Below are 26,305 nucleotides of genomic sequence, written 5' to 3' on the forward strand. Positions count from 1 at the left end.
CGGGTTCAGCGGCGCCGCGACGGCGCCTGCACGGCGGCCGCGATGGTCGCGACCAGTGCATCCGCGGAGCGCTCGGGACTCCACGCCGCAGCGACGGCCGGCGCTTCGACACGCAGCGCCGCCAGACGGTCCGGATCGGTCAGCAGTCCCCGCAATGCAGCGCCCAGCGCACCGATGTCTCCCGCCGGGACGAGAACGCCGCCGCCCGCGCCGAGAACATCCCGGATGCCGTACCGCACGTCGTAAGACACCACCGGCGTGCCGTGCAGGAGCGCCTCCACGATGCCGAGCGGCTGCCCTTCGAACGCAGTGGAGGTGACCAGCACGGACGCCCGGTCGAGCACGGTGGCGGAATCGTCGGTGTAGCCGCAGAGATGCACGCGGTCCGCGGCGTCGAGCTCGGCGATCAGTGCCGCCAGCCGCTCCTGCTCTGCTCCCGTGCCCCAGATCTCCATCCGGGAGCCCGGCACGTCCGCCTCGACGAAGGCGCGGATGGAATGGTCGATGCGCTTGCCGGCCGCGAGCCGACCCAGCACGACCACGAGGCCCTCCTCGCGCAGGTCGTCACGGCGCTCGACCGGCGCGATGGGGTTCGGCACCACGACATGGTTGGCGGCCTCACCGAACCGCGCCACGACGTCGTCCCGCTGCGTGGCGGTCGGCCAGATGACCGCATCGAAGCGGTCGGCCAGGCGGAACCAGCGCGTCCAGAGCGTGTTCAGGCCGGCGTCGGGAGTGTAGGGCGCCTCCACGTGCATGGTGTGGATGGGGTGCAGGATGCGCACGCGCGGGTCGCGCCAGTCGGCGATCAGCTCTCCGAGCTGGCGTGACTCGCAGATCACGACGATCGGACGCTCCCCCAGCGCCGCCGTGATGTGCGCCAGCCAGGCACCGTAGAGTCCGCGGAAGCCATGCAGCGCGCCGACGACCGCTCCGCTCTCGTCGTAGACGAGGACAGGCTCGTCCGTGAGGTGCCAATCCGGGTTGCCGGGGATGACGGGAAGGGCTGCGAAAGGCCGTCCCGCGGGATCCGCGAGCACGCGGTACTCCCGGTCAGGGTCAGCCGTCACTGCGGCATCCGCGGCGTCACGCAGCCAGGCGGCGGCTCCGCCCTGCGGTGCGACGGCCTCGTCGAAGAGGTTGCGCAGTCGATCGGGGTCGGTGAGCGCACCGCGCTCCGCGAAGACGCGGCGGTGCTCGGCGTGGTCGGCGATCGTCCCCGGATCGAAGGTCAGCAGCTGCGGACCGGCGCCGTCCGCCGCGCCCGCGGCAGCGAGCATCCGGGCGCGCGCGAGCGTGGCGATCGTGTAGCCGCCGTCCAGACCCGGGATCAGGCGGCTGGACAGCACCAGGTACTCGGCGTCCGGGAGGACCGGTGCCGAGACCGGGGGCATCGCGCCCCCTACTCCCACTCGATCGTCCCCGGCGGCTTCGACGTCACGTCGAGAACGACGCGGTTGACGTCGCGGACGCCGTTGGTGATCCGGTTCGAGATCTTCGACAGCACGTCGTACGGCAGGCGGGTCCAGTCGGCGGTCATCGCGTCCTCGCTGGAGACCGGACGCAGCACGATCGGGTGGCCGTAGGTGCGGCCGTCGCCCTGCACGCCCACAGAGCGCACGTCGGCGAGGAGCACGACCGGGCACTGCCAGATCTCCTGGTCGAGGCCGGCCTTGGTCAGCTCCTCGCGGGCGATGGCGTCGGCCTCACGCAGGATCTCGAGACGGTCAGCGGTGACCTCACCGATGATCCGGATGCCGAGACCGGGCCCCGGAAACGGCTGACGCCCGACGATCGCCTCGGGGATGCCGAGCTCACGGCCGATCGCGCGGACCTCGTCCTTGAAGAGGGCCCGCAGCGGCTCGATGAGCTCGAAGTCGAGGTCGTCCGGAAGACCGCCCACGTTGTGGTGCGACTTGATGTTGGCCGTGCCCGCACCGCCGCCCGACTCGACGACGTCCGGATAGAGCGTGCCTTGCACGAGGAACTTCACCGGGGCGCCGCCGTCGGCCTTCGCCTCCTCGACGAGGTCGAGCTGCACCTTCTCGAACGCGCGGATGAACTCGCGGCCGATGATCTTGCGCTTCTCCTCGGGGTCGGTCACGCCCTGGAGGTGACCGAGGAAGGTCTCCGCGGCGTCGACCGTGATGAGCCGCACCCCGGTGGATTCGACGTAGTCCTTCTCGACCTGCTCGCGCTCGCCCTTGCGGAGGAGCCCGTGGTCGACGAAGACGGCCGTGAGCTGGTCGCCGATGGCCTTGTGCACGAGAGCGGTCGAGACGGCGGAGTCCACGCCGCCGGACAGCGCGGAGATGACCCGGGCGTCGCCGACCTGCTCGCGGATGCGCTCGATCTGCTCGGCGATCACGTTGTCGGGGTTCCAGTCGGACGCGAGGCCCGCACCCTTGTGGAGGAAGTTCTCCAGCACGCGCTGACCGTGATCCGAGTGCTTGACCTCCGGGTGCCACTGCACGCCGTAGAAGCCGCGCTCCTCGTTCGCGAAGGCGGCGACCTTCGTGGCCTCCGTCGTCGCGAGCACCTCGAAGCCCTCGGGCGCCTTCGCGACCTGGTCGCCATGGCTCATCCACACGTTCTGCTCGGTCGGCTGCCCGCTGAGCAGCGTGCCGCCGTCACCCGAGATGACCGCATCCGTGGCGCCGTACTCGCGGAGGCCGGTGTGCGCGACCTCGCCGCCGAGGGTCTGGGCCATGTACTGGAAGCCGTAGCAGATGCCGAGCGTGGGGACGCCGAGGTCGAAGACCGACGGGTCGAGCTTGGGCGCGCCCTCCTCGTACACCGACGAGGGGCCGCCGGAGAGGATGATCGCGACGGGGTTCTTCGCGGCGATCTCCTCCGCCGTGGCGGTGTGCGGCACGATCTCGCTGTAGACCCCGGCCTCGCGCACGCGGCGGGCGATGAGCTGCGCGTACTGCGCGCCGAAGTCGACGACGAGCGCGGGGCGCTGCTGGGTCTCGGACTGTTCGGTCAACGGACACCTTCCGGGGCGATCGCGGAGGCCTCGGCGGCCTCTCGGGTGGCGAGATAGGTCTTGACTTCACGGGCGACGACCGCCTCCATGAAGAACGACAGCAGCGGCACGACGCCGCCGAGCGCGAGCAGGATGAACCGCGGGAAGCGCCAGCGCATCAGGCTCCACATGCGGAAGCACGCGAAGAGGTAGACGACGTAGAACCAGCCGTGGGCGACGAGGATGAACAGCGAGATGTTGAAGCCGTCCCCGAGGGAGGTCATCTCGCACGAGTTCGTCCACGGCGCGAACAGCGACCACCACTGGCAGTCCGGTCCCGCGATGACGCCGGCGAACCAGAGCGGGCCGCCCGATCCTCCGGCGAAGAGCTCGAGGTGGATCGGCGTGTACTTCAGCACCATCTCGGCGAGCAGCAGGAGCAGCATGACTCCCGTGATGATCGACGCGATCTGGTAGAACTTCAGCGCACCGCGGATCGCCGGAAAGCTGGCGACTTTCGGTTCGGGCATGCCCCCAGTCTAGTCGGCGGCGGGCGACGCCCCGACCCCGCGGGAACGACGGAGGCCGCCGGGTCGCCCCGACGGCCTCCGCCTCGTCATCCGCCGCTCGGCATCAGAACCATCCGGTCAGGAGGTCCCACAGCCAGTCGACGATGTCCTTGATGATTCCGCCGATGCCGCCGGCGCGGTTGACGGTGACGGTGGCCGTGGCCTCGTCTCCGTCGGCCTGCGCCACCGCGACGGTGTACTTGCCGGGCTGGGCGTTCTTCGGCACCGTCACCGAGGTGCTGAACGTGCCGTCCTGACGGACCTGCACCGTTCCCACCTGGACTCCCTGGCCCTTCTTCGGCCGGAGCTCGACCGTGACGGTCTCGCCGGGCTGGTAGCCCGTGCCCGTGACGTCGAGCTTCTTGCCCGCGGCCACCTTCGAGGAGCCGAGCGCGATGGTCCCCGCGAACTCCTCCTCGCCGGCGATCGTGAACGGCACCTGCACCGTCGTGCCCGTGGCCGGGACCTCGACCGTGAGCTGCTGCTCACCGAACACCCCGGACGGCACCGTGAAGGTGAGGGTGGCGCGGCCGCCCTCGTCGGTGGTGTCCACGATGGTCGGGTCGACCGTGCCGGCCGCGAGCTGGGTGTCGCCGAGCGACAGCGTGACCGCTCCCGGGGCCGCCTCGCCACCGCTGAACGCCAGCGAGGAGAGCGAGACCGTCACCTGGTCGCCGGCGCGGTAGCCGTCGGCGTCCGCCGGGCTGACGGTCACACCGACCGCACGCTGGGCGAGGTCCGGCGAGGCCGTCTTGTTCGCGTCGAACCAGTCGACCATCGACTGGAGGTCGATCTTGCCGGTGTCCCGCTTGCCCGCGCCCTGCTTGAAGGTGGCGAAGTTGTCGCCGCCCGCCGCGAGGAAGGAGTTCGCCGCCACCGTGTACTCCCCGTTCGGGTCGATCGCGGTGCCGTTCAGCGTGATCGAGGTGATCCGCGAACCCGCGGGCGCCGTCGGATCGTAGGTGTAGACCAGGCCCTCGGAGACGCCGAGCTTGAGGAACGGTCGCGCCGAGCCTGCCGGCTGCCACTGCTCCTCCAGCACGCCCTTCAGCTGCGTCCCGGTGAGGGTCAGCGTGACCAGCGTGTTGGCGAACGGCTGGACGGTCGCCGCCTCCCGATAGGTGACGTTCCCGTCGGGATCCTCGGCGTTGCTCGACGCGTAGGTCAGGTTGGCACGGATGCCACCCGGGTTCATGAGCGCGATGTCCGCACCCGTGGACCACTTCTGCACGTCGGCGACGAAGTTGCCGATGGTGGACTCGCCACCGCGGTTCTCCGAGCCGTTGGACTGCCGCGCGCGGTTGAAGTCGGCGGTGATGTCGCCCACCTTCACCGCTCCCAGCACGTCGGCCTCCGCCTTCGCCTTGGCGACGAGGGCCTGCACCTCCGGCACCGCCGGGTACAGCGGCTTGCCGGCGGACGTGAGGGGCTTGATCTCGTTGGTGATCGAAAGCAGCTCCTTCGTCTTCGGGTCGACCTGGATGTTCATGAGGCCGAGGTTCTCGCCGTACTGCCCCGCCGAGACGACCGGTCGGCCGTCGATGACGTGGTTGTAGGCGAGGTGCGTGTGCGCCGAGACGATCGCATCCACGTCGTCGTCGACGCCGTAGACGATCTCGCCCAGCGGCGAGTCCTCGGTGATCGCAGACAGCGCGGTGCTCTCCGCGCCCTCGTGCACGAGCAGGATGACGACGTCCGCCTCGCCGTTCGCGGGGTCCCCGTCGCGCAGGTCGTCGGCCACCGCGTTCACGGAGTCGACGATGCTGCGCACCTCGAGATCCGCGATGCCCTCGGGCGAGACGAGCGAGTCGAGATCCTCCGTGACGGCGCCCACGAAGCCGACGCGCACCCCGTCGAGCTCCTTGACCCAGGCCGGGGCGAGCGCGGGCTCACCGGTCTCCGTGAGGAACACGTTCGAGGAGATGTACTCCCAGTCCGCGCGCTCCTGCACCCGGTCGCGCAGGTCTTCCCAGCCCTGATCAAACTCGTGGTTGCCCGCAGCGCTCACGTCCAGACCGGCGGCGTTGAGCGCGTCGATCGTGGGGTTGTCGTCGTTGATGAACGAGGTGAACGTCGAGGCCCCGATCAGATCGCCGGCTCCGGCGAAGATCGTGTTCGGGTTCGCCGCACGGAACTGCTGCACCGCGCCGGCGAGCACGGCGGCCCCCGCCGCAGCCCCGTCGGCCTCGATGCGGCCGTGGAAGTCGTTAACCGTCACGACGTCGATGTTCACCGGCGGGATCTCCGACGAGACGCCGACGATGATCGGGTCGTGGTCGCTGGACCGGTACGGGGTGCCCTCCTCGGTGGCGCCGAACGCGTAGCCGCGATCGCTCCACTCCGGCGAGTTGATGCCCCAGACGCCGGCGCCCGTGATGGAGGGGGCGAGCGACGGCGACGCGATCACGTGGTCGAGCGAGCCGAGTTCTCCGTCGAACGTGTAGGTGTACTGCCCTGCGGCCTTGTCGGCGGCCACGTCGCTCCACCCCTGCGAGGTGAACACGTCGATCGGGTCTTCCTGCCCGTAGGCGTTGAAGTCGCCGATCAGCAGCATGTCGCTGCTGCCGCTGGTCTCGGCCAGCTCGTCCGTGAAGGCGAGGACGGCCTGCGCTTGCTTCACCCGATCGGCGTTGAAGAAGCCCTGGCCGTCGGCCGGCTCCGCCCCGGCGCCCCGCGGCGGGGACTTCGACTTCAGGTGGTTGGCGACCACGGTGACCACGCGGCCGTCGATGTCGAACGCCTGCGCGATCGGCTCGCGGGCGTTGCCCCACACGGACTCGTCGGTGACGGTGGCGCTGTCGCCCACCGTGCTCACGGCGTCCTTCTTGAAAATGATCGCGTTCGTGATGTAGTCCGTCGTCGCCGGGTCCTGCAGGGCCTTCGGCGTGCGGACGTAGTCCCACACGTCGGAGCCCGCGTCGGCGTTGAGGCCGGCGACGAGGTCCTTCAGAGCGGTGTCGACGGGCTTGCCCAGCTTGACCGAGTTCTCGATCTCCATGAGCGCGACGATCTCGGCGTCGAGGCCGTTGATGGCCGAGACGATCTTGGACTTCTGGATCGCGAACTGGGCGGCGTTCGCCGCGCCGCGGGCGTCGGCGTTCTCGCTCTTCAGCGTCGTGAAGTAGTTGTAGACGTTGAACGACGCCACCTGCGCGTCACCGCCCACCTCCGGGGCCTTCTCGGGGCGCGGGTTGGTCGCCTCGAAGGTGACCTTGCGCTCCGCCGGGGACGCGTCGTCGATCGGGACGACCGGCTGCAGCCGCCAGTCGTCGAAGCCCCACTGGAGCACGTAGCCGTTGGACCCGAAGTCGACGGTGTCGCCGTTGCGGACCACCGTGTCCTCCGTGAAGTACGGCTGCTGGCCCGGGTGGCCGTTGTTGGTCACCTGGATGGACCAGGCGTCGTCGAGCAGGATGCGGTTGGCGCGGTTCTCGGCCGCGATGGCGGCGGCGTCGGCCCCGGGACGCGTGGTCTCGGTGCTCTTGACGTTGAGGTCGTCGCCGGCGTTCAGCCACAGCGTCCCGTAGTTGTAGAGCTGGTGGCTCGACGCGAGCCGGTACGTGCCGGTCGGAGCGACGTACATGTTCTCGTACTGCTCACGGTCGGCACCGCGCACGGTGTCCGGGAGCGGAGTGAGGGCGGGCACGCCCACACCGGCCGTGACGACCGAGACGTCGGCCACCGCGGCGGGAGCGATCTGGGTCTGACCGAAGTACTCGCTCACGGTGCCGGTCACCGAGACGAGGTCGCCGATCTCGAGCGTGGGCGCAAGCGCGTTCAGGAAGACGAACACCCCGTCCGAGGCGCCGGGGGTCGCGTCGTTGTCGCCGCCCGAGCCCTGCGTCTGGATCACGATGCCCTTGTAGCCGCCGGTGCGATGGTCGGCGGTGACGACACCCTCGACGCGGACGCGCTGTCCGGCGAGCGGCGAGACGTCGCCGGTGCCCTGGACCTCGGCGATCGTGGCGGTCGTGGGCTGCTCGCCCGGCTCCTCCCCCGGGTCGGTGCCGGGGTCGGTACCGCCGGAGTTCTGCGGGGTGATCGTCGCCGACAGCGTGAAGTCGGCCTTGTTGTCGTCCGCGTCGGCACCCGCGGTGCGGTTCAGCGACCGGACGTCGGTGTTGCTCGAGGGGGCGGCGGCGGCCGCCGTCTCGAAGGTGTTCGAGGTGCCGTAGCCGAGGAGGTCGATCACGCCGTCCGCGCCGACCGTCGAGCCGGGGGTGAGCGTCACCGCGGCGGTGCCCTCGACGAGGGCCAGGGTGCCGTTGGTGCCGCTCGGGCTCAGCGTGGTGGTGGCGTCGGGCGTGGGCAGCGCAGCACCGTTGGTGCCGTTGCTGTTCCCCTGCACGAGGAAGTAGCCCCCCGCGGGGATCGTGCCCTTCAGCGGGGCGACGCCGTTGAAGGCGCCGGTCCCCGCCGCGGAGCGGTACTGCAGGGACATCCCGTCGAGGGTGACGGGCGCCGTCGTCGGGTTGTACAGCTCCACGAACTTGTTCGTGAACGCCGCCCCCGCGCTTCCGCCGGACAGGTAGGCCTCGTTGATCACCACCCCGGTGCCCTCGGTGTTCGCCGACGCAGGCGCGGCCACCAGCGAGCCGAAGCTCAGGGCGGCGACGCACGTCGCGGCGAGAGCGCCCACGCGCCCTCGGATTCTGCGGTGCGAGACGGGGGTCAGGGTCTCCCCGTGCTCAGGAGCGGACATCATCGGTGCTGTCTCCTCGATCGTGTTCCGGCGCTGCTCAGGACGCTGTCATCGCACACATCGGGAACTCCCAGCGTGCGCACATGGAGCGAGCTTACGGAGCGGTTCGGACATCCTCAACGGAGTTTTCCCATTGGTCATCCAGCGCTCACCGAATGGCCGCGACGCCCCCTGACGAAGGTTCACACGGAGCCGTCGCGGCGCGCAGAAGCGCAGCGTCAGCCGCGCGGATGCGCAACGGCCGTCAGACGGTCGCGGCCCCCTGCGCTTCGTCGAACTCCTCCACCTCGCGCTCCCAGGCGTCCTTCGCCAGGCGGTACCAGAGGTAGAACGCGAAGCCGGCGAAGATGACCCACTCGGCGGCGTAGAACACGTTGAGCCAGTTGACCGGCGACTGCTCGTCGGGCGCCGGGGAGGCGATGTCGACGAGTCCCGCGGTCGCGGTCGTGGAAGCGAGGTACGGACGGTAGACGTCGAGCTGCTCGATGTCGTGCCAACGGCTCAGCAGAGCGGCCGGCGACATCCGGTCCAGCTGCTCCGGATCCGAGCGCGGCGGGACCGACGGACCCTCATCCGAGATGACGCGACCGGCGACCTCGACCACGCCTCCGTCCGCCTCGGCTTCCAGGCGCTCCACCGCGGCGTCGGCGGCCGCCCGATCCGGGGCCCAGCCGATGGCCACCGCCAACGACACACGTTCGTCGACGCGGAGCTGGCCGGTGACCCAGTACCCCTCCACGCCGTCGTTGAAGCGACTGCCCACGACGAGGAAGTCCCCGGGGACCCAGACGCCTTCGGTCTCCACGCGCTGTCCGACGAGGGGCTCGGGGAGGTACTCCCCCGGCGCGACGACGTCATCGAGCGGTCGGACCTGCTCGGTCGCCCCCGGCGCCGGCGGATCGGTCTCGATCGCCCGCTCCAGCTGCCACTGGCCGAGCCAGGCGAACACCCCGGCGACGACGAGGCACAGCAGCAGCATCGCGATCCAGCGTCCCCGCAGCATGACCTCACGGAGGGTCGGCGGGAAGGGAGCAGGCGCGGTCACGGTGATGCGGAGACCTCAGGCCTCGTACGGGGCCAGCACGACCTCCACCCGCTGGAACTCCTTGAGGTCGGAGTACCCGGTGGTGGCCATCGACTTGCGCAGCGCGCCGATGAGGTTCGCGGTGCCGTCGGCGACGGGCGCAGGGCCGTAGAGGATCTCCTCCAGCGTTCCGATGCCGCCCACCTCGACGCGTCGCCCGCGCGGGAGCTTGGGGTGGTGCGCCTCGGGACCCCAGTGGAATCCCTGACCGGGGGCGTCCGTGGCGCGGGCCAGGGCGACGCCGAGCATGACCGCGTCGGCGCCCATGGCGAGCGCCTTCACGATGTCCCCGGAGGTGCCGACACCGCCGTCGGCGATCACGTGCACATAGCGCCCGCCGGACTCGTCGAGGTAGTCGCGACGCGCGGCCGCCACGTCGGACACCGCGGTCGCCATGGGGGCGTGGATGCCGAGGGTGGCGCGGGTGGTGGACGCCGCGCCGCCACCGAAGCCCACGAGAACGCCGGCCGCGCCGGTGCGCATGAGGTGCAGGGCCGCCGTGTAGGTCGCCGCTCCACCCACGATCACCGGCACGTCGAGGTCGTAGATGAACTTCTTGAGGTTCAGGGGCTCCGCCACGCTCGACACGTGCTCGGCGGAGACGGTCGTCCCCCGGATGACGAACAGGTCGACCCCGGCCGCGGCGACGGTGTCGTAGAACTCCTGCGTGCGCTGCGGGGTGAGGGAGCCGGCGACGGTGACGCCCGCCTCCCGGATCTCGGCGAGGCGGCGGGTGATGAGCTCGGGCTTGATGGGCTCCGAGTAGAGCTCCTGCATGCGCACGGTCGCGTGGTCCTCCGCGAGGCCCGCGATCTCGGCGAGCAGCGGCTCCGGGTCCTCGTAGCGGGTCCAGAGACCCTCGAGGTCGAGCACCCCCAGGCCGCCGAGCTGCCCGAGCATGATCGCGGTGCGCGGGCTGACGACCGAGTCCATCGGCGCACCGAGCACCGGGATCTCGAAGCCGAAGGCGTCGATCGTCCACGCGGTGGACACGTCCTCCGGGTTCCGCGTGCGCCGCGAGGGCACCACCGCGATGTCGTCGAACGTGTACGCGCGACGCGCGCGCTTTCCTCGGCCGAGCTCGATCTCCATGGTCACCCGTCCAGCCTACCCGGCGCCCGGCGGCCTCCGCGGCGGTCAGCGCGCACGCGCCACCCGCCGCTCGTCCCACACCGGCTCGTCGGACTCGTAGACCTCGCCGTCTGTGCCGAACACGAGGAACCGGTCGAAGGAACGCGCGAACCACCGGTCGTGCGTGACCGCCACCACGGTGCCCTCGAAGCGTCCGAGCGCCTCCTCCAGCGCCTCGGCCGACTCCAGGTCGAGGTTGTCGGTGGGCTCGTCGAGGAGCAGCAGGGTTGCGCCGGAGAGCTCGAGCAGGAGCACCTGGAACCGCGCCTGCTGTCCCCCGGAGAGCGATTCGAACGGCTGCTGCGCCTGACGGACGAGGCCGTACCTGTCCAGGGCCGAACTCGCCGCGTCGCGGGGCATGCCGTCACGGAGGTCGTCCCCGCGGTGCAGGATCTCCAGCAGGGTGCGGCCGACGAACTCCGGATGCGCGTGGGTCTGTGCGAAGAGCCCCGGCACCACGCGGGCGCCCAGCACCGCACGACCGGTGTGCGCGACGGGGGTGAGCTCCTCCGCGACCGCGGTCACGTGGCCGAGGGACGGATCCGGGTCGGTGCCGCCGCGGGCCAGCAGCCGCAGGAAGTGCGACTTGCCCGAGCCATTGGAGCCGAGCACGCCGACACGGTCGCCGTACCAGATCTCGGCGTCGAACGGACGCATGAGGCCGGTCAGCTCCAGCCGGTCCGCGACGACGGCGCGCTTGCCGGTCCTGGCGCCGCGGAGGCGCATGTCGAACTCCTGCGCCGGGGGTCGCTCTTCCGGCGGGCCCGCCTCCTCGAACTTCCGCAATCGCGTCTGCGCCGCCTGGTAGCGGGAGGCGAAGCCGTCGTTCGCAGACGCCTTGACCTTGAGGTTCGCCACCAGGACGCGGAGCTTCTCGTGCTGCTCGTCCCACCGTCGGCGCAGCTCGTCGAGCCGATCCATCCGATCGCTGCGCGCCTGGTGATAGGTGGCGAAGCTCCCGCCGTGCACCCAGGCGGTCGACCCCGCCGCGCCGGGCTCCAGCGTGATCAGCCGATCGGCGGCCCTGGCGAGGAGCTCGCGGTCGTGCGAGACCAGCAGCACCGTCTTGTCGGTGGCGCGCAGGCGCTCCTCGAGCCATCGCTTGGTCGGCACGTCGAGGTAGTTGTCCGGCTCGTCGAGCAGGAGCACCTCGTCCGGGCCGCGGAGCAGCGCCTCGAGGGCGAGCCGCTTCTGCTCGCCGCCGGAGAGGGAGGTGAGCTCGCGGTAGCGCGCCCGCTCGAACGGCACGCCGAGCGCCGCCACGGTGCACTGGTCCCACACGGTCTCGTGCTCGTAGCCGCCGGCGTCCGCGTACTCGGCGATCGCGGAGGCGTAGGCCATCTGGGTGTCGTGCTCGTCGCGGTCGATGAGGGCGTTCTCCGCGGCCTCCAGCGCTTCCGCGGCGGCACGGAGGCGCGTCGGAGCCACGCGCACGAGCAGCTCGTGCACGGTCTGGCCCGGCTCGCCGTGTCCGACGAACTGGTCCATGACGCCGAGGCCGCCGTCGATGGTCACCACCCCGTCGTCGGCCGGCTGCTCACCGCGGATGATCCGCAGCAGCGTCGTCTTCCCCGCACCGTTCGGTCCGATGAGAGCACTCGTCGAGCCCGCCCCGACCCGGAACGACACCTCGTCGAGAAGCGGTCTGCCATCGGGAAGCGTCAGCGAGATCCCGGATGCGTCGATGTACCCCACAGGCGTGGCCGTCCTTCCGCCCGCGGACAGCGAGCCGACCAGGCTATCAGTCCGCGCGGCTGCACAACGACCGGGACGAGCTACGGTCGTAACTGCTCGATGCGCCCGCCGTCGCCCCATGCCCGGTCCGCGGTCAGCACCGCCGCGTCCATCCGTTCGGCGAGCGCCAGGCACAACCGGGCTCCGAGAGAGAGCGCGGTGCCCCGAGCCCAGAGCGCTGCCGCCCTTTCCGCGTCGCGATGCGAGACGGGCTCGATCGTCAGACGATAGCTGAGGAGGAGTCCGGAGGCGATGCCCCAGTCGGCCCCGGCGGCGCGCACCTTCTGGGCCACCTCCGACCAGTTCGCCGCACCGATGACGCCGCCATCGAGAGCCTTCTCCACGCGGGCGGCACCGGGCTCGTCCTGGAGAAATGTCAGCACAGCCGAAGCGTCGAGGACCCTCACGCCGCGTCGTCCTGCGCAGCGGCCGCGCGGCGCTCGGCGAGCAGAGCCTCCAGGAGACTCTGCCCCTCGAGCTGACGGCGGATCAGCGCCTTCGCCTGTTCGCGAGTGAGGAGGACGACGCCACCCTCCGCTTCGATCATCAGGAGGGGAACGCCCTGATCCCAGTGCTGCCGCGCGCGCAGCTCAGCCGGAATCACCAGACGGCCGCGGTCTCCCATCGGAGCGACGAAGGTGGTATCCATCGACCCACGATACCACTGCCCTTCCTCGCGTGGTCAGTCCGCGCGGCTGAGCGTCTGCAGCACCTCGGTCTTGGGAGCCGCCGGGAGCACGAACCGGAACTCGGTGCCCACCCCCTCCTCGCTGGTCACGTCCATGGAGCCGCCGTGGGCCAGCACGATCGCGCGCGTGATCGTGAGCCCCAGCCCCACCCCCGGCACGGCGTTGCGCGTGGCCGTCGAGGCGCGGAAGAACCGGGTGAAGAGCATGCGCTGCTCGTCCTGCGGGATCCCGACCCCGGTGTCGGCGATGGCGACCTGCACCCCGCCGTCGAGGCGACGCACGGCGGCCGTCACCCGACCCCCGCGGGGGGTGAACTTGATGGCGTTCGAGAGGAGGTTGTCCACCGCCTGCCCGAGGCGTCCGGGATCGACGAGCAGCGGGATCGGCTCGTCGCCGACCTGCAGGTCCAGCTCGATCCCCTCGCGCTGCGCGTGCGGTCCCGCCGAGACCACCGCCGAGCGCACGAGCTCCGCGACGTCGGCCTGGTCCCGTTCCAGGGGGAACCGCCCCGACTCCACCTGCGCCGTGAAGAGCAGGTCGCCGACGAGGTTCAGCAGCCGCTTCGCGTTGCGTTCGATGATGCCGACGAACTCCTGCTGATCCTCCGTGAGCGGCTGACCGGGATCGTTCTGCAGCAGGTCGAGGAAGCCGATGATCGCGCTCAGCGGCGTCCGCAGCTCATGGGAGATCATCCCCACGAACTCGTCCTTCATGCGCGCGACCTCGACGGCTCTCGTCTCATCGGTGAGCACGAACAGGTACCCCTGCTGCGCGCCGGACGGATCCTTGTGCGGCGTCACGGTCACCCGGGCGGGTACCGTCGTGCCGCCCGCGGTCCTGACCTCGATGTCGCCGTCGACCGTGTTCCCTGCGTCCGCCTGGGCGAAGAGCTCGCAGAGGCCCTCCGGCACGTCCGCGCGCTCGTCGGGCACACCGGGCACGCGCGGTGCCCCCGCATCCCCTTCGCGCGCGGCGGTGTCCTCGGCCAGCATCGCCAATGCCGACGACGAGAAGAAGCGATCGACCCGCACGTCGTCGAGAGCCTCGTCGTGAGAGAGCCCGAGCAGGCGGACGGCCCCGGGGTTCCACGCCGTGACGCGCCCCTCGCGATCGGTGCCGATCACGGCCTGCGCGGTGATCGACGCCCACAGGCCCTCGAACGAGTCGAGCAGCACGCGGTACTCGTGCTCCTTCTGTCGCAGCTGCACGATCATCGAGACGTTCTCGGACAGCGCCTTGGTCCGCTCCGTGACCAGCTCCTCCGCCTGCTGCACCCGCAGGCGCTGCTGCCGCGAGAGCTCGTTCACCACGGCCGCGACGGCCGCGAAGACGAGAGGGCCGACGACGCCGCGGAGCCACACCACCGCGTTCGTCGGCGGTTCGATGACGTAGGGGATCAGCAGCGCGAGCGACGTGAACGCGCCGACGACGAAGACCCAGCGGATGCCGGGCGCCGCCGCGATCCAGATCACGGGGAGCAGCACGAGCGAGCTGAAGAGCGAGGCCGCGCCTCCCGTCCCCGCGCGGAAGAGCCCCAGTCCCAGGATGTCGACCATCGGGACCAGGAGCACGATCCAGCCCTCCCGGATGTGCAACGCGCTGAGCACTCCGGCGTGGAGCGTCGCGACGAGGACGATCGCCAGGCCGGCCAGCGCGAGGGCGATATCAGTGAACGGCAGGCTGGGGATGGCCCAGGTCATCACGCCTGCGGTCGCGGCGGCGACGAGCGTCGGGAGCTGCTTGATGATCGGGTTCGGGTTGTCGATGACCCGGTACCAGCGGTTCTCGGCGCGCTCCAGCGGTGTCGCCCTCATCGCGGGACCCGTTCCACGGCGCGATGCAGGTCGGCTCCGGTGATCGGCTTCGGCAAGGCCGCGTCCGCGGGCGGGTACTCGGTGACGTCCAGCACCGAGCTGACGATGAGGAAGCACTCCGGATAGCGTTCGTGGATCAGGCGGCAGCAGGCCTGCCCGGAGATGCCGGGCAGCAGCAGGTCCAGGACGGCGACCTGGGGGTCGATGTCCGGGAAGGCGGCGATGGCAGACTCCGCATCGGGCGCGACGAACACGTCGAAGCCCTCCCGGTCGAGGTACCGCCCCAGGAGGGTCGCCTGGTCCGGAGCGTCCTCGACGACCAGGGCGAGCGGCCGTCCGGTCATCGCAGGAGCAGCTCTCGGACGACGACGATCACGACCACGACGGCGAGGGAGAGGAGCGCCTGCGGGATGAGGCGGCGCTCCTTCCGGGCGTCGGCCGCGATCTCCTCCACCTTGGCGTCGTGCGAAGGTGCGTCGGTCATGAGTCGACCCGTCCGATCTTCTCGGTCTTGATCCAGGAGGCGTCCGCGCGGCGCCACTCCTTGAGGTACGAGTCGGCGGTGATCGCGCACAGCAGCGACCCGTATCCGCAGACGTAGAGCAGCAGGCCCGCGAAGAAGCGTCCGGCCGGAAGCGGCTCGACCGCCCGCGCGAGCCAGATGCCGAGCATCGACACCGGCCCCCAGAGGGCGAACGCCATCAGCCACAGCACCCGCGTCTGCTCCGTCGACTCCTGCCCCGCCGCGCCGATCAGGCCGTCCAGGGCCCAGGGGAACAGCGCCAGGGCCATGAGGATCAGCGCCCCGAGCCCCGGGAACATGATCGCCTCGCGCCAGGACTGCCGCCCGATGCGCGGATCGAGCTGGACGGAGTAGAGCATCGAGAAGATGTAGATGGCCGCCGCGGCGATCCACATGAACCGGAACACGAACTCCGCGACGTCGCTGTGCAGGAGCAGGAGGACGATCATCGCGGTGGCGGCGAGGAGCAGGAGCGCCGGCATCAGCAGGATCGTGAACCAGGCCAGCCCGAAGGGGATGCTGCCCAGGTTGTGGTCGCGACTCGGCCGGAACCAGAGCCTCTTGTAGATCGAGGTGAGCTGCACGTTGCCGCGCGCCCAGCGCAGCCGCTGCTTCCAGAGACTGTCGATCGTCCGCGGCTCCTCGGCGAGCACCACGGCGTGCGGCTCGAAGACCATCCGGCGGCCGTGGAGCTGACTCTCGAAGGTCGTCATGGTGTCCTCGGCGAGCGTGCCCGTCGGGATGCGTCCGCCGATCGCCTCGAGGTTCGCGCGGGAATGCAGCTGGGCGCCCCCGGCGAGGCAGGCGATCGCTCCCCCGACGTTCTGCGTACGCCGTGCCGAGAGCTGGCCGATGACGTACTCGATCGCGATGAACCGGGTGAGGTAGTTGCGGTCCCTGCTGCCCTCCGCGATGTAGGCCGTGACGGCCCCGACCTCCTCGTCCGCGAGGTGCCGGGTGAGCTTGCGCAGGGAGTTGCGCGCGAAGATCACGTCGGCGTCCATGATGAGCACCGCCTCGGTCCACGGGTCGGCGAGCACGACGTCGAGGCCGTGGTTCAGCGTGTGCGCCTTGCCTTCGCCACCCTTCTCGCGTCGCAGATGGACGACCCGCCCCGGATAGGTCGCCGCCTTCTGCTGCACGATGGCCGGGGTGTCGTCCGTGGAGGCGTCGTCGACGACGAAGACACGGAGGCGCTCGGCGGGGTACTCGAGCTGGAGCAGCCGCTCGATCGCGGGGCCGATGACCAGGCCCTCGTTCCATGCCGGGATGACCACGGCCACGTTCGGGTGGTACGGGGCGGCCTTGCCGTAGTGATTGCGGAAGGCGTGCAGCGGCAGCATGAGGAACTGCAGACCGGTGTTGACGACCGGCAGCGTGCCGATCAGCACGCAGAGGAGGAGGATGACGACGACGACCGTCTCGATCCAGGTCAGTTCGGGCATCAGCGTCCTTCCGTCCCGGTGAGCAGCGGGACGATGCGGGCGTACCGGCCGACGTCTGCGGCCACGTGGCTGTCGGTGGAGGCCACGATGCCGGCGCCCGCGCGCTCCAGGGCGTTCAGCGCCTCCGCGCCGGGGCACACCCACTTCTCGTTGACCTCGACGAGCGTGTCCGTCTCGGCGGCGGCTCGCGCCCACGCGTCGAGGCGCTCGCCCCCGAGTTCCTCCTCCGCGAGACCGATCTTCGGCAGGATCGAGAAGCAATGCGCGAGCTGGTTGCCGGGGTGCCGGCGCATGGTGGCGATCACGGCGTCCACGAACTGGTCGAGGACATCGGCCGGCGCCCAGCCGGACGCGATGCGCTCGCGCACGGCGGTGGGTCCGAGCGGGCCGTCCGCACCGGGGAACTGATGATCGGCGATGAGGATCCGGTCGATGCCCGCCGGAAGCGCCGGGATGTCGAGCGCGCCCGAGGCGTCGAGGATCTTCGCCTCCACTCCGGTGAGCACCGTCAGCCCGTCCGGGACGGACAGGCCGCGGACGGCGGCGAGGTACTCCGGCACCCAGGTCGTGGTCTGCCGCACGTGATCGACGAGACGGACGGTGTCGAGACCGACGGCCGCAGCCGCGGCGACGTTCTCCTCCAGGGTGGAGACCGCGTCGTCGGAGAACGTGGAGTGGACGTGGTGGTCTCCGCGCAGGGCGGGATGACTCACAGCTCCTCCTGGTGACCGGCGTGCGCCGACACGAGCACGTCGTCGACCTCGACGATCACGTCCTCCAGGAAGCGCACGGAGGCGACCTCACGGAAGGGCACCTGCACCGGGATCTCCCGGCCGAGGAAGAGGTCGGCGACGAGCGACGGGATGTCGACCCCGGCGGCGATCGTCAGCGGGAGCGCCCCGGGGAAGCGCGGGTTGACCTCGAGCAGCACGGCCCGCCCGTCCCGGTCCCGACGGAGCTGCACGTTGGCGACCCCCACGAGGCCGATCGCCCGCGCGATGGCGGCGGCGGTCTCCTCGAGCTCGGGGTCGCGGAGGGTGCGGCCGGCGATCGCGACGCCGGAGTCCACACGGGCGCGGGTGCGCGGGACCGCCGCGACCACGCCCCCGGAGGCGTCGGCGATCACATCGACCGAGTACTCCTCGCCCGGCAGGAAGTCCTGCACGATCAGCCCCTCATCCGTGGGGAGGGTGGCGAGCGCCTCCGCGTCGGGGACGAGGCGCACGCCACGGCTGCCCGCCCCCTGCCGGGGCTTGGCGAACACGGGGAACTCCCACGCGACCTCCGCGGCATCCGGACCGGCGAGCACGGTGCGCGGCACACGACCGGTCGGCGCGCAGCGCTCCGCGAGGGCGAGCTTGTCGAGGGCGGTGTGCAGCGTGTCGGCGGGCGGCGCGGCGAGGACCGCGGGGGCCAGCTCGTCCCGGCGGTCTGCGAGCGCGATCAGCTCCACGTCGACGGTGGAGATCACGAGGTCGAGACCGTCCTCGGCGACCATCCGCGCGATCGCCGGCACGAAGTCCGCGTCCCGCCCCGGGGGAACCAGACGACGCTGCGCCGGCGGGACGAGGTAGATGCCGCTCGCCCAGCCGTCCATGTCGGCCGCGAAGACCGTCAGATCGGACCGGCGCAGCAGGGAGCGGATCACCGCGACTCCGGCGGGGCCCCCGGCTCCGGTGACCAGTACGCGCTTCGTCATCAGCTCTCCCGTCGGGTCAGTTCATGGGCGCCGATGAACTCGGCGGTCTCGCGCACGACCTCCAGCGGCTCGACGGCCACGCCGCCGCCGAACCGCGACCAGTAGCGGGCGGTGGCCGTGACGAACTCCGGCGCGAGGTACTCGCGGTTCGCGGCGGCCTGGGACTGGAAGCACTCCAGGAGCCGCAGCTTGTCACCCAGGAAGCGGTCGATGCGGACGAAGCGCGTGGGCCGGTAGTCGATGGTCGCGGAGGGGCTCTGGTAGCACGCGACCGTGCCGACGCGGCGCGTCGCGACGATCGTCGCCTCGTTCACCGCACGGTGGTCCTGGTGGCGGTCATGGTGCGAGTGCGTGTAGACGATGGTCGGCTGGATCTCCTGCACGACCTCCTCGATGAGGCGGACGGTCGACCCGCCGCCGGAGATCTCGGTGTCGACGAGGTCTTTCACGAACAGCCGGGCACCCACCTGCTCGGCGGCGGCGAGCGACTCGTGCTGGCGGCTGTCCGCATCACCGCCGCGCGCTCCGCGGGAGAGCGTGAGGATGGTGATGCGATCGCCGGCCGCCGCATGGGCTGCGAGGATGCCGCCGACGCCGATCTCGACGTCGTCGGGGTGCGCTCCGATCGCGAGGACGACCTCACCGGTCTTCGCCTCCGCCGTCCGACGCCGTGACTCCTCGACGAGCCGGGTGACCGACTCCACGAGCCGGGCGTTGTCGAGCGGCTTCGTGAGGAACTCGTCGGCCTGCGCCCGGAGCGCGGACACCGCGTACTCGACCGAGACGTGCGCCGTCATGACGACGACCGGCACGGTCGGCATGAGGCGGCGCAGCTCCGCGAGCAGCTCCAGACCACTGAGTCCCGGCATCTCGATATCGGTGACGACGACATCGGGCTTCACCGCCGCGGCCTTCTCGAGCGCCGAGCGCCCGTCGTCCGCGAGATCGACGACGCAGCCCGCACGCCGCTCCAGGACGGTCTTCACGAGAAGGGCGACGTCGTGGTCATCGTCGACGACGAGGATGCGAGGGGGGACCTCAGCCATGTTCAGCTCTCCTTGGGGAGATTCCCTGCCGAGGGGATTCGGCGGTACGACCGCGGTGCCTTCATCACCGGGCCGCAGGGAAAGTCGAGCGGGGTACGTCGATTCTGGCACAGGGCTCCACCCCCGGCCCGCAGCGCTTCAGCCCGCGCGCGCCGCCCGCTTCTCCTCCTGGTAGAGCCGGATCGCCTCGTACCGCTCCGCCGATCGCGCCCGCCTCTTCGCCGCCTGCTCCTCGCGGTTCTTAGGCGGCGCCGAGGTCACGAGATCATCGAGCAGCCGCCGCGTGGCGACTTCGATCTCGGCCACCGCCCGATCGAAGACCGCACGGTTCGCCCGCGACGGCGCCGTCGTCCCGGAGATCTTGCGGACGAACTGGAGCGCAGCCTCGCGGCACTCCTCGTCGGTGGCCGCGGGCTCGAGGTTGTTCAGAGGCACGATGTTTCGGCACATACCGGCACCGTACGCGCGGCGCGTGGGCTGCGAAAGGGGGATGGCATGCCCGTCCCTCCGTCGCTACGCTCTGGGCTACGACCGGAACCGAGGAGAGATCATGACCGACGCCCCGCCGCCCGACGCCCCGTCGCCCTACAACCCGCCGCCGCCCACCGGCACACCCTCGCCGTACCCCGCCGCCGCCGCTCCCCCGCCCGGCGCCCCGTACGCGCAGGACGTGCCGACATCACCCCCGGGACGGGTGCTGTCGATCATCGGCCTCGTGCTGGCGTTCCTGCTGCCGCCGGTCGGCCTCATCCTCAGCATCATCGCCGCCGTGCAGCTCGGCAAGGCGAAGGCCCCCAAGGGCATCGCGATCGCCGGCATCATCGTCGGCGCCGTCCTGACGATCTTTGCGATCATCGGCATCATCCTGCTGGCGACCGTGCTGGCAGGCGTCATCGGGACGTGCGCCGAACTCGGCCCCGGCGTCTGGGACGTCGGCGGTGTCACCTATCGCTGCGGCTGACCGCTCCGCGAACGACGAGGGGCCGGATGCAGCGCATCCGGCCCCTCGTGCATCCCTCTGCGGGAGTCGCGGTCACTTCTTGTAGTTGGGCGCCTCGACGACGATCTGCACGTCGTGCGGGTGCGACTCCTTGAGCCCGGCCGAGGTGATGCGCACGAACTTGCCGCGCTGCTTGAGCTCCTCGATGGTGCGGGCGCCGACGTAGAACATCGACTGCCGCAGGCCGCCGACGAGCTGGTAGGCGACGGCCGAGAGCGGGCCGCGGTAGGGGACCTGGCCCTCGATGCCCTCCGGGATCAGCTTGTCGTCGCTGGGCACGTCGGCCTGGAAGTAGCGGTCCTTCGAATAGGAGGTCTGCTTGCCGCGCGTCTGCATGGCGCCGAGCGAGCCCATGCCGCGGTACTGCTTGAACTGCTTGCCCGACTGGAAGACGATCTCGCCCGGCGACTCGTCGGTGCCGGCGAGCAGCGAGCCGAGCATCACGGCATCGGCACCGGCGACGAGCGCCTTCGCGATGTCGCCCGAGTACTGCAGGCCGCCGTCGGCGATCACCGGGACGCCCGCCGGACGAGCCGCGAGCGATGCCTCGTAGACGGCCGTGACCTGCGGCACGCCCACACCGGCGACCACGCGGGTGGTGCAGATCGAGCCGGGACCCACGCCCACCTTGACCGCGTCCACGCCCGCGTCCACGAGCGCCTGCGCGCCTTCGCGGGTGGCGACGTTGCCGCCGATGACGTCGATGTGCGCGAACGACTCGTCGGCCTTGAGGCGCTTGACGAGGTCGATCACGCCCTGCGACTGCCCGTTGGCGGTGTCCACGACCAGCACGTCCACCCCGGCGTCGCGGAGGGCCTCGGCGCGCTCCCACGCGTCGCCGAAGAAGCCGATCGCCGCGCCCACCCGCAGGCGACCCTGGTCATCCTTGGTGGCGAGCGGATACTTCTCGCTCTTGTCGAAGTCCTTGATGGTGATGAGGCCGGCGAGCTTGCCATCCTCGTCGATGAGGGGCAGCTTCTCGACGCGGTGCTTCGCGAACAGCGCGATGACCTCGCCGGCCGCGACGCCGACGGGGGCGGTGACGAGGTTCTCCCTCGTCATGACGTCCTTGACGAACGTGCTCTGGCGCTCGAAGCCGGAGACGAAGCGCATGTCGCGGTTCGTGATGATGCCCACCAGACGACCCTCGTCGTCCACGACCGGGAGGCCGGAGATCCGGTACTTGGCGCACAGCGCGTCGACTTCCTCGACCGTCGCGTCCTGCGTCGTGGTGATGGGGTCGGTGATCATGCCGGACTCGCTGCGCTTCACGCGGTCGACGTGTGCGGCCTGGTCGGCGATCGAGAGGTTGCGGTGCAGGATGCCGATGCCGCCCTCCCGGGCCATGGCGATCGCCATCCGGGACTCGGTCACCGTGTCCATCGCGCTGGAGAGCAGCGGCGTCGCGACGGAGATCCGTCGGGTGATCCGGGACGACGTGTCGGCCTCACTGGGGATGACGTCGGTGTGCCCGGGGAGCAGCAGCACGTCATCGTAGGTCAGTCCGACGAAGCCGAAGGGATCGTGCTGGTCCATGGAATCTCCTCCTGCGCGAGTGGCGCGGATCCGGGTGCGAATGGGGGGTCGACGTCGGCCGGTGCGCGGGCGTGACCCGTATGGAGATTCTAAGCGAGACACGCCCGAGAACATTCCCAGGACCCTGTCGTTACCGGACCGTTGGCCCGGACGATAGGTGATTCGCCGATCGCCCATTACGCTCAAGTGCGTCGTCCATCCCCGCGGTTCGACCCGAGCCCGCGGAGACAGCACTCACAGTGGAGGTTGCGTGGGACCCACAGCACTCGCCGGACCGCGAAAGCGCCCTCGGGCCTTCGCCTTCTTCGGAATCCTGATGGCGCTCGCGGCATCACTCCTCCTCCCTCCCGCAGCGGCCTCCGCCGAGACCACGGACGACGGTCAGGAGGTCACCGACTTCTACTTCGCCGGCGTCGTCACCAACGGGGACGAGCCCGTCGAGGGCGTCGTGATGACGATCGAGGGCAACGGCTTCGACGCCGAGACCGAGACAGACGCCGAGGGCAAGTGGCGCCTGTACGTGCCGGAGAAGGAGACGTACACCCTGACGGTCGACGAGTCGACGCTGCCGGACGGTGTGATCGTCGACGCGACGCAGCTCCCCGAGGGGATCCAGCCCGTCTCGGGCACAACCGCCTCGTTCGAGCTGGAGTTCGGGCTCACCGGCACGAAGATCGTCAACCTCTTCCTGGGCGAGGGCGAGCGGGTGACCGTCTCCTTCCTCGATCAGCTCCTGTCGCGCATGGTGGGCGGCCTGAACTTCGGGCTGCTGCTCGGGCTCGCCTCGATGGGCGCCGCTCTGATCTACGGCACCACCCGCCTGTCGAACTTCGCCCACGGCGAGATGGTGAGCTGGGGCGCCGTGGTCACGCTCGTCGTCACCTCCTTCTGGCAGCTCCCGCTGTGGGCGGGCATCATCGCCGCGGTCATCGGCGGCGCGGCACTCGGTTGGGCGCTCGATGCCGGCATCTGGAAGCCGCTGCGGCGCCGGGGCCTGGGCGTCGTCCAGCTCATGATCGTCAGCATCGGCCTCTCGCTGGCCCTGCGCTACGGCCTGCAATACATCATCGGCGGCAACACCTACCAGTTGCCCGGCTCCAGCCCGGAGCCGATCCGCCTCGGGCCGATCTCCCTGTCGTACATCGACATGATCGGCATGGCGACGAGCATCATCGTGATCCTCGGCGTCGCGTTCTTCCTCACCCGCACCCGCACCGGCAAGGCGACGAGGGCGATCTCGGACAACCCGCAGCTCGCCGCCGCCTCCGGCATCGACGTGGACAAGGTCATCCGCATCGTCTGGATCCTGGCCGGCACGCTGGCGGCGATCTCCGGCATCCTCTGGGCGTACTTCCGCCCCGGCGTGAAGTGGGACATGGGCATGCAGATGCTGCTGCTGATGTTCTGCGCCATCACGCTCGGCGGGCTCGGCTCCGCGATCGGCGCCCTGATCGGCTCGATCATCGTCGGCCTCGCGGTCGAGGTCTCGACGCTTCTCGGGGTGCCGACCGACCTCAAGTACGCCAGCGCCCTCGTCGCGCTGATCATCATCCTGCTCGTGCGACCGCAGGGCATCCTCGGACGCAAGGAAAGGTTGGGCTGACGCATGGACTTCGGAAGCATCTTCGGCAACACCGCCTCCTACCTGTTCAGCCCGACGACGATCGCCTACGCCCTCGCGGCCACCGGCCTCGCAGTGCACTTCGGCTACACGGGTCTGCTCAACTTCGGCATGGCGGCGTTCATGGCGATCGGCGGCTACGGCTACGCGATCTCGATCCTCACCTTCGGCTTCCCGTGGTGGCTTGGCGTGCTCGTCGGCATCACCGGCGGCGCGCTCTTCGCCCTGCTGCTGGGCATCCCGACGCTGCGGCTGCGCGCCGACTACCTCGCGATCGCGACCATCGCGGCCGCGGAGGTCGTGCGACTGATGTTCGTCACCGAGCTGTTCAAGGACTGGACGAACTCCGCCGGCGGTCTCTCCGGCTACCACCAGAGCTTCCGCGACGCCAACCCGTTCCCGCCGGGCACCTACGGCTTCGGGCCGTGGACCTACAACGCCAACGACCTCTGGGTGCGGGTGTTCGGTCTGCTCACCCTCGCTCTGACGATCCTCGTGGTCTGGGCGCTCATGCGCAGCCCGTGGGGCCGCGTGCTCAAGGGCATCCGCGAGGACGAAGACGCCGTGCGCTCGCTCGGCAAGAACGTCTTCGCCTACAAGATGCAGGCACTCGTGGTGGGCGGTGTGATCGGTGCGCTGGGCGGAATCGTCTTCGTCCTGCCCTCGGCGGTCATCCCCGGCAGCTACTCGACGTCGCTGACGTTCTTCCTGTGGACGATCCTGCTCCTCGGCGGCGCAGCCACGGTGTTCGGTCCGACGCTCGGCGCCGTGCTCTTCTGGGTGGTGTTCGCCTTCCTCGGCGCGCTCCTGCCCGCGATGGCCACGGCCGGCTACCTGCCCATGACGAGCGCTCAGGCCGACGTGGTGCGCTACATCCTCATCGGCATCGTGCTGATGCTCATCGTCGTGTTCCGCCCGCAGGGCATCCTGGGGAACAAGAGGGAGATGACCTTTGTCAAGTGAGAACGACGCGGCCGTCACGCCCGCGAAGAGCGCTCCTCGCGCCAAGACCACCGGCCTCGCCGCGGGTCCCGCCGCCCCCGGGGTCAAGAAGGTCGACCCGATCCTCGTCGTGGACGCCGTGCAGCGGCGCTTCGGCGGCCTGACCGCGGTCGACGTCGATCACCTCGAGATCCCCCGTGGCGCCATCACGGCGCTCATCGGCCCCAACGGCGCCGGCAAGACCACGCTGTTCAACCTCCTGTGCGGCTTCGACAAGCCCAACAGCGGCACGTGGTCCTACGACGGCAAGAACCTGTCCGGTATCCCGTCGTTCAAGGTCGCCCGAATGGGACAGGTGCGCACCTTCCAGCTCACCAAGTCGCTGTCGCTGCTGACCGTGCTGGAGAACATGAAGCTCGGCGCGAAGGACCAGCGCGGCGAGGGCTTCTGGGCAGGGCTGTTCCCCTTCCTCTGGCGCACGCAGGAGCAGGAGATCGAGCAGCGCGCCCACGAGCTCCTTGTGCGCTTCAAGCTCGACGCCAAGGAGCAGGACTTCGCGGCGTCGCTCTCCGGCGGGCAGCGCAAGCTGCTGGAGATGGCCAGGGCCCTCATGAGCGACCCGAGCCTGGTGATGCTGGACGAGCCGATGGCGGGGGTGAACCCCGCCCTCACGCAGTCGCTCCTCGATCACATCCTCGACCTCAAGGACCTCGGGATGACCGTGCTCTTCGTGGAGCACGACATGCACATGGTGCGCCACATCGCCGACTGGGTCGTCGTGATGGCCGAGGGTCGCGTGGTGGCCGAGGGACCACCGGAGACCGTCATGGAGGACCCCGCGGTCGTGGACGCCTACCTGGGCGCCCATCAGGACGTGGACCTCGGCGCCGTCACCGGCCGTCTCCCGGTGATCTCGGATGCCGACGCGGAGCGCATCCGCGAGCAGATCGAGACGGAGGTCGAGGCCGAGGTCGAGGCCGAGGTCGAGGACGCCGCCGAGGAGGACAAGGCATGAGCACCGCGATCCCCGCCGAGGGCACCCCCGCGACCGGCGACATCATCGTCGAGCTGAAGGACGTGCACGCCGGCTACCTGCCAGGAGTGAACATCCTCAACGGCGCGAACCTCGTCGCCCGCCAGGGCGAGCTCATCGGCATCATCGGCCCGAACGGCGCCGGCAAGTCGACGCTCCTCAAGGCGATCTTCGGCATGGTGAACGTCCGCGAGGGCGACATCACCGTGAAGGGCGAGAGCATCGTGGGCCTCAAGGCCGATAAGCTCGTGCGCCGCGGTGTCGCCTTCGTACCGCAGACGAACAACGTCTTCCCGTCGCTCACCATCCAGGAGAACCTGGAGATGGGGCTCTACCAGAACCCGAAGATCTTCGCGGAGCGGCTCGAGTTCGTCAACAGCATCTTCGCGGAGATCGGCAAGCGTCTGAAGCAGCGTGCCGGCTCGCTCTCCGGCGGTGAGCGCCAGATGGTCGCGATGTCGCGCGCGCTCATGATGGACCCGTCCGTGCTGCTGCTCGACGAGCCGTCCGCCGGCCTCTCCCCCGTGCGGCAGGACGACGCCTTCATCCGCGTCTCCGACATCAACAAGGCGGGCGTGACGACGATCATGGTCGAGCAGAACGCTCGGCGGTGCCTGCAGATCTGCGACCGCGGCTACGTGCTCGACCAGGGCAAGGACGCCTACGAGGGCACCGGGCGGGAGCTGCTGAACGACCCGAAGGTCATCGGCCTCTACCTCGGCACCCTGGGGACAGACGCCGCCTGAGATCGGCGTGGGCACGGAAAAGA

At 70.2% G+C, this 26,305-nt stretch carries 23 protein-coding genes; 5 read left to right on the plus strand and 18 right to left on the minus strand.

Annotation, left to right across the window (positions count from 1 at the left end; translation table 11 throughout):
* Positions 1 to 5: 5 nt before the first annotated feature.
* The 17 genes from BK819_RS00585 to BK819_RS00660 form a co-directional block, all read right to left on the minus strand.
* Positions 6 to 1,394 carry a glycosyltransferase gene (locus BK819_RS00585; protein WP_071327466.1) on the minus strand — a complete coding sequence of 463 codons (1,389 nt, stop codon included), beginning with the start codon at positions 1,392 to 1,394 and terminating at the stop codon, positions 6 to 8.
* A gap of 8 nt (positions 1,395 to 1,402) precedes the next feature.
* Positions 1,403 to 2,989 carry a glutamine-hydrolyzing GMP synthase gene (guaA, locus tag BK819_RS00590; RefSeq protein WP_062635878.1) on the minus strand — a complete coding sequence of 529 codons (1,587 nt, stop codon included), beginning with the start codon at positions 2,987 to 2,989 and terminating at the stop codon, positions 1,403 to 1,405.
* Entirely contained in the window at positions 2,986 to 3,498 is a 513-nt protein-coding gene (locus BK819_RS00595) for a DUF3817 domain-containing protein (RefSeq protein WP_060922041.1), read from the minus strand. The genes guaA and BK819_RS00595 overlap by 4 nt, the downstream gene beginning before the upstream one ends.
* 103 nt (positions 3,499 to 3,601) lie before the next feature.
* Entirely contained in the window at positions 3,602 to 8,176 is a 4,575-nt protein-coding gene (locus tag BK819_RS00600; RefSeq protein WP_256209333.1) for an ExeM/NucH family extracellular endonuclease, read from the minus strand.
* 307 nt (positions 8,177 to 8,483) lie between these two features.
* A complete protein-coding gene (locus tag BK819_RS00605; protein WP_083391655.1) occupies positions 8,484 to 9,242 on the minus strand; it encodes an SURF1 family protein in 759 nt (252 codons plus the stop codon).
* A 57-nt stretch (positions 9,243 to 9,299) separates the two neighbouring features.
* The gene (locus tag BK819_RS00610; protein WP_071327468.1) at positions 9,300 to 10,415 is read right to left on the minus strand and encodes a GuaB3 family IMP dehydrogenase-related protein; all 1,116 of its coding nucleotides are present in this window, start codon (positions 10,413 to 10,415) and stop codon (positions 9,300 to 9,302) included.
* Positions 10,416 to 10,460: 45 nt separating this feature from the next.
* Positions 10,461 to 12,149: an ABC-F family ATP-binding cassette domain-containing protein gene (locus tag BK819_RS00615; protein ID WP_071327469.1), complete on the minus strand. Its 1,689-nt coding sequence runs from the start codon at positions 12,147 to 12,149 to the stop codon at positions 10,461 to 10,463.
* 80 nt (positions 12,150 to 12,229) lie between these two features.
* Entirely contained in the window at positions 12,230 to 12,595 is a 366-nt protein-coding gene (locus BK819_RS00620) for a type II toxin-antitoxin system VapC family toxin (protein ID WP_071327470.1), read from the minus strand.
* The gene (locus BK819_RS00625) at positions 12,592 to 12,837 is read right to left on the minus strand and encodes an AbrB/MazE/SpoVT family DNA-binding domain-containing protein (RefSeq protein WP_083391601.1); all 246 of its coding nucleotides are present in this window, start codon (positions 12,835 to 12,837) and stop codon (positions 12,592 to 12,594) included. The genes BK819_RS00620 and BK819_RS00625 overlap by 4 nt, the downstream gene beginning before the upstream one ends.
* 33 nt (positions 12,838 to 12,870) lie before the next feature.
* The gene (locus BK819_RS00630; protein ID WP_071327471.1) at positions 12,871 to 14,691 is read right to left on the minus strand and encodes an ATP-binding protein; all 1,821 of its coding nucleotides are present in this window, start codon (positions 14,689 to 14,691) and stop codon (positions 12,871 to 12,873) included.
* Positions 14,688 to 15,035 carry a response regulator gene (locus BK819_RS00635; protein ID WP_071327472.1) on the minus strand — a complete coding sequence of 116 codons (348 nt, stop codon included), beginning with the start codon at positions 15,033 to 15,035 and terminating at the stop codon, positions 14,688 to 14,690. Before BK819_RS00635 ends, BK819_RS00630 begins: the two co-directional genes overlap by 4 nt.
* Entirely contained in the window at positions 15,032 to 15,175 is a 144-nt protein-coding gene (locus tag BK819_RS16690) for a hypothetical protein (RefSeq protein WP_177173775.1), read from the minus strand. Before BK819_RS16690 ends, BK819_RS00635 begins: the two co-directional genes overlap by 4 nt.
* Positions 15,172 to 16,659 carry a glycosyltransferase gene (locus BK819_RS00640; RefSeq protein ID WP_071327473.1) on the minus strand — a complete coding sequence of 496 codons (1,488 nt, stop codon included), beginning with the start codon at positions 16,657 to 16,659 and terminating at the stop codon, positions 15,172 to 15,174. Before BK819_RS00640 ends, BK819_RS16690 begins: the two co-directional genes overlap by 4 nt.
* Positions 16,659 to 17,372, minus strand: coding sequence for a PHP domain-containing protein (locus tag BK819_RS00645; RefSeq protein WP_071327474.1), 714 nt, complete (start codon positions 17,370 to 17,372; stop codon positions 16,659 to 16,661). The genes BK819_RS00640 and BK819_RS00645 overlap by 1 nt, the downstream gene beginning before the upstream one ends.
* Positions 17,369 to 18,358, minus strand: coding sequence for an ATP-grasp domain-containing protein (locus BK819_RS00650; RefSeq protein ID WP_071327475.1), 990 nt, complete (start codon positions 18,356 to 18,358; stop codon positions 17,369 to 17,371). The genes BK819_RS00645 and BK819_RS00650 overlap by 4 nt, the downstream gene beginning before the upstream one ends.
* Positions 18,358 to 19,404, minus strand: coding sequence for a response regulator (locus BK819_RS00655; protein WP_071327476.1), 1,047 nt, complete (start codon positions 19,402 to 19,404; stop codon positions 18,358 to 18,360). The genes BK819_RS00650 and BK819_RS00655 overlap by 1 nt, the downstream gene beginning before the upstream one ends.
* Positions 19,405 to 19,542: 138 nt before the next feature.
* On the minus strand, positions 19,543 to 19,854 hold the full coding sequence (locus tag BK819_RS00660) for a DUF2277 domain-containing protein (protein WP_071327477.1): 312 nt from the start codon (positions 19,852 to 19,854) through the stop codon (positions 19,543 to 19,545).
* Between the two features lie 100 nt (positions 19,855 to 19,954).
* On the opposite strand from BK819_RS00660, the gene BK819_RS00665 reads away from it, so the two are divergent.
* Positions 19,955 to 20,365, plus strand: a complete 411-nt coding sequence (locus tag BK819_RS00665) for a hypothetical protein (RefSeq protein ID WP_071327478.1) — start codon at positions 19,955 to 19,957, stop codon at positions 20,363 to 20,365.
* A 72-nt stretch (positions 20,366 to 20,437) separates the two neighbouring features.
* Here the strand turns inward: BK819_RS00665 and guaB are convergent, their stop codons facing one another.
* Positions 20,438 to 21,940 carry an IMP dehydrogenase gene (gene guaB / locus BK819_RS00670; protein WP_025103734.1) on the minus strand — a complete coding sequence of 501 codons (1,503 nt, stop codon included), beginning with the start codon at positions 21,938 to 21,940 and terminating at the stop codon, positions 20,438 to 20,440.
* Positions 21,941 to 22,256: 316 nt separating this feature from the next.
* Between guaB and BK819_RS00675 the strand changes: the two genes are divergently transcribed.
* The 4 genes from BK819_RS00675 to BK819_RS00690 are packed head-to-tail and all read left to right on the plus strand — an operon-like array spanning position 22,257 to position 26,282.
* Positions 22,257 to 23,543, plus strand: a complete 1,287-nt coding sequence (locus tag BK819_RS00675) for a branched-chain amino acid ABC transporter permease (RefSeq protein ID WP_143049241.1) — start codon at positions 22,257 to 22,259, stop codon at positions 23,541 to 23,543.
* A 3-nt stretch (positions 23,544 to 23,546) separates the two neighbouring features.
* Positions 23,547 to 24,524 carry a branched-chain amino acid ABC transporter permease gene (locus BK819_RS00680; RefSeq protein ID WP_025103732.1) on the plus strand — a complete coding sequence of 326 codons (978 nt, stop codon included), beginning with the start codon at positions 23,547 to 23,549 and terminating at the stop codon, positions 24,522 to 24,524.
* Entirely contained in the window at positions 24,514 to 25,518 is a 1,005-nt protein-coding gene (locus BK819_RS00685; protein ID WP_071327479.1) for an ABC transporter ATP-binding protein, read from the plus strand. Before BK819_RS00680 ends, BK819_RS00685 begins: the two co-directional genes overlap by 11 nt.
* On the plus strand, positions 25,515 to 26,282 hold the full coding sequence (locus BK819_RS00690; RefSeq protein ID WP_071327480.1) for an ABC transporter ATP-binding protein: 768 nt from the start codon (positions 25,515 to 25,517) through the stop codon (positions 26,280 to 26,282). The genes BK819_RS00685 and BK819_RS00690 overlap by 4 nt, the downstream gene beginning before the upstream one ends.
* Positions 26,283 to 26,305 lie beyond the last annotated feature (23 nt).

It is taken from the genome of Microbacterium sp. LCT-H2, from assembly GCF_001866135.1.
GTDB lineage: Bacteria > Actinomycetota > Actinomycetes > Actinomycetales > Microbacteriaceae > Microbacterium.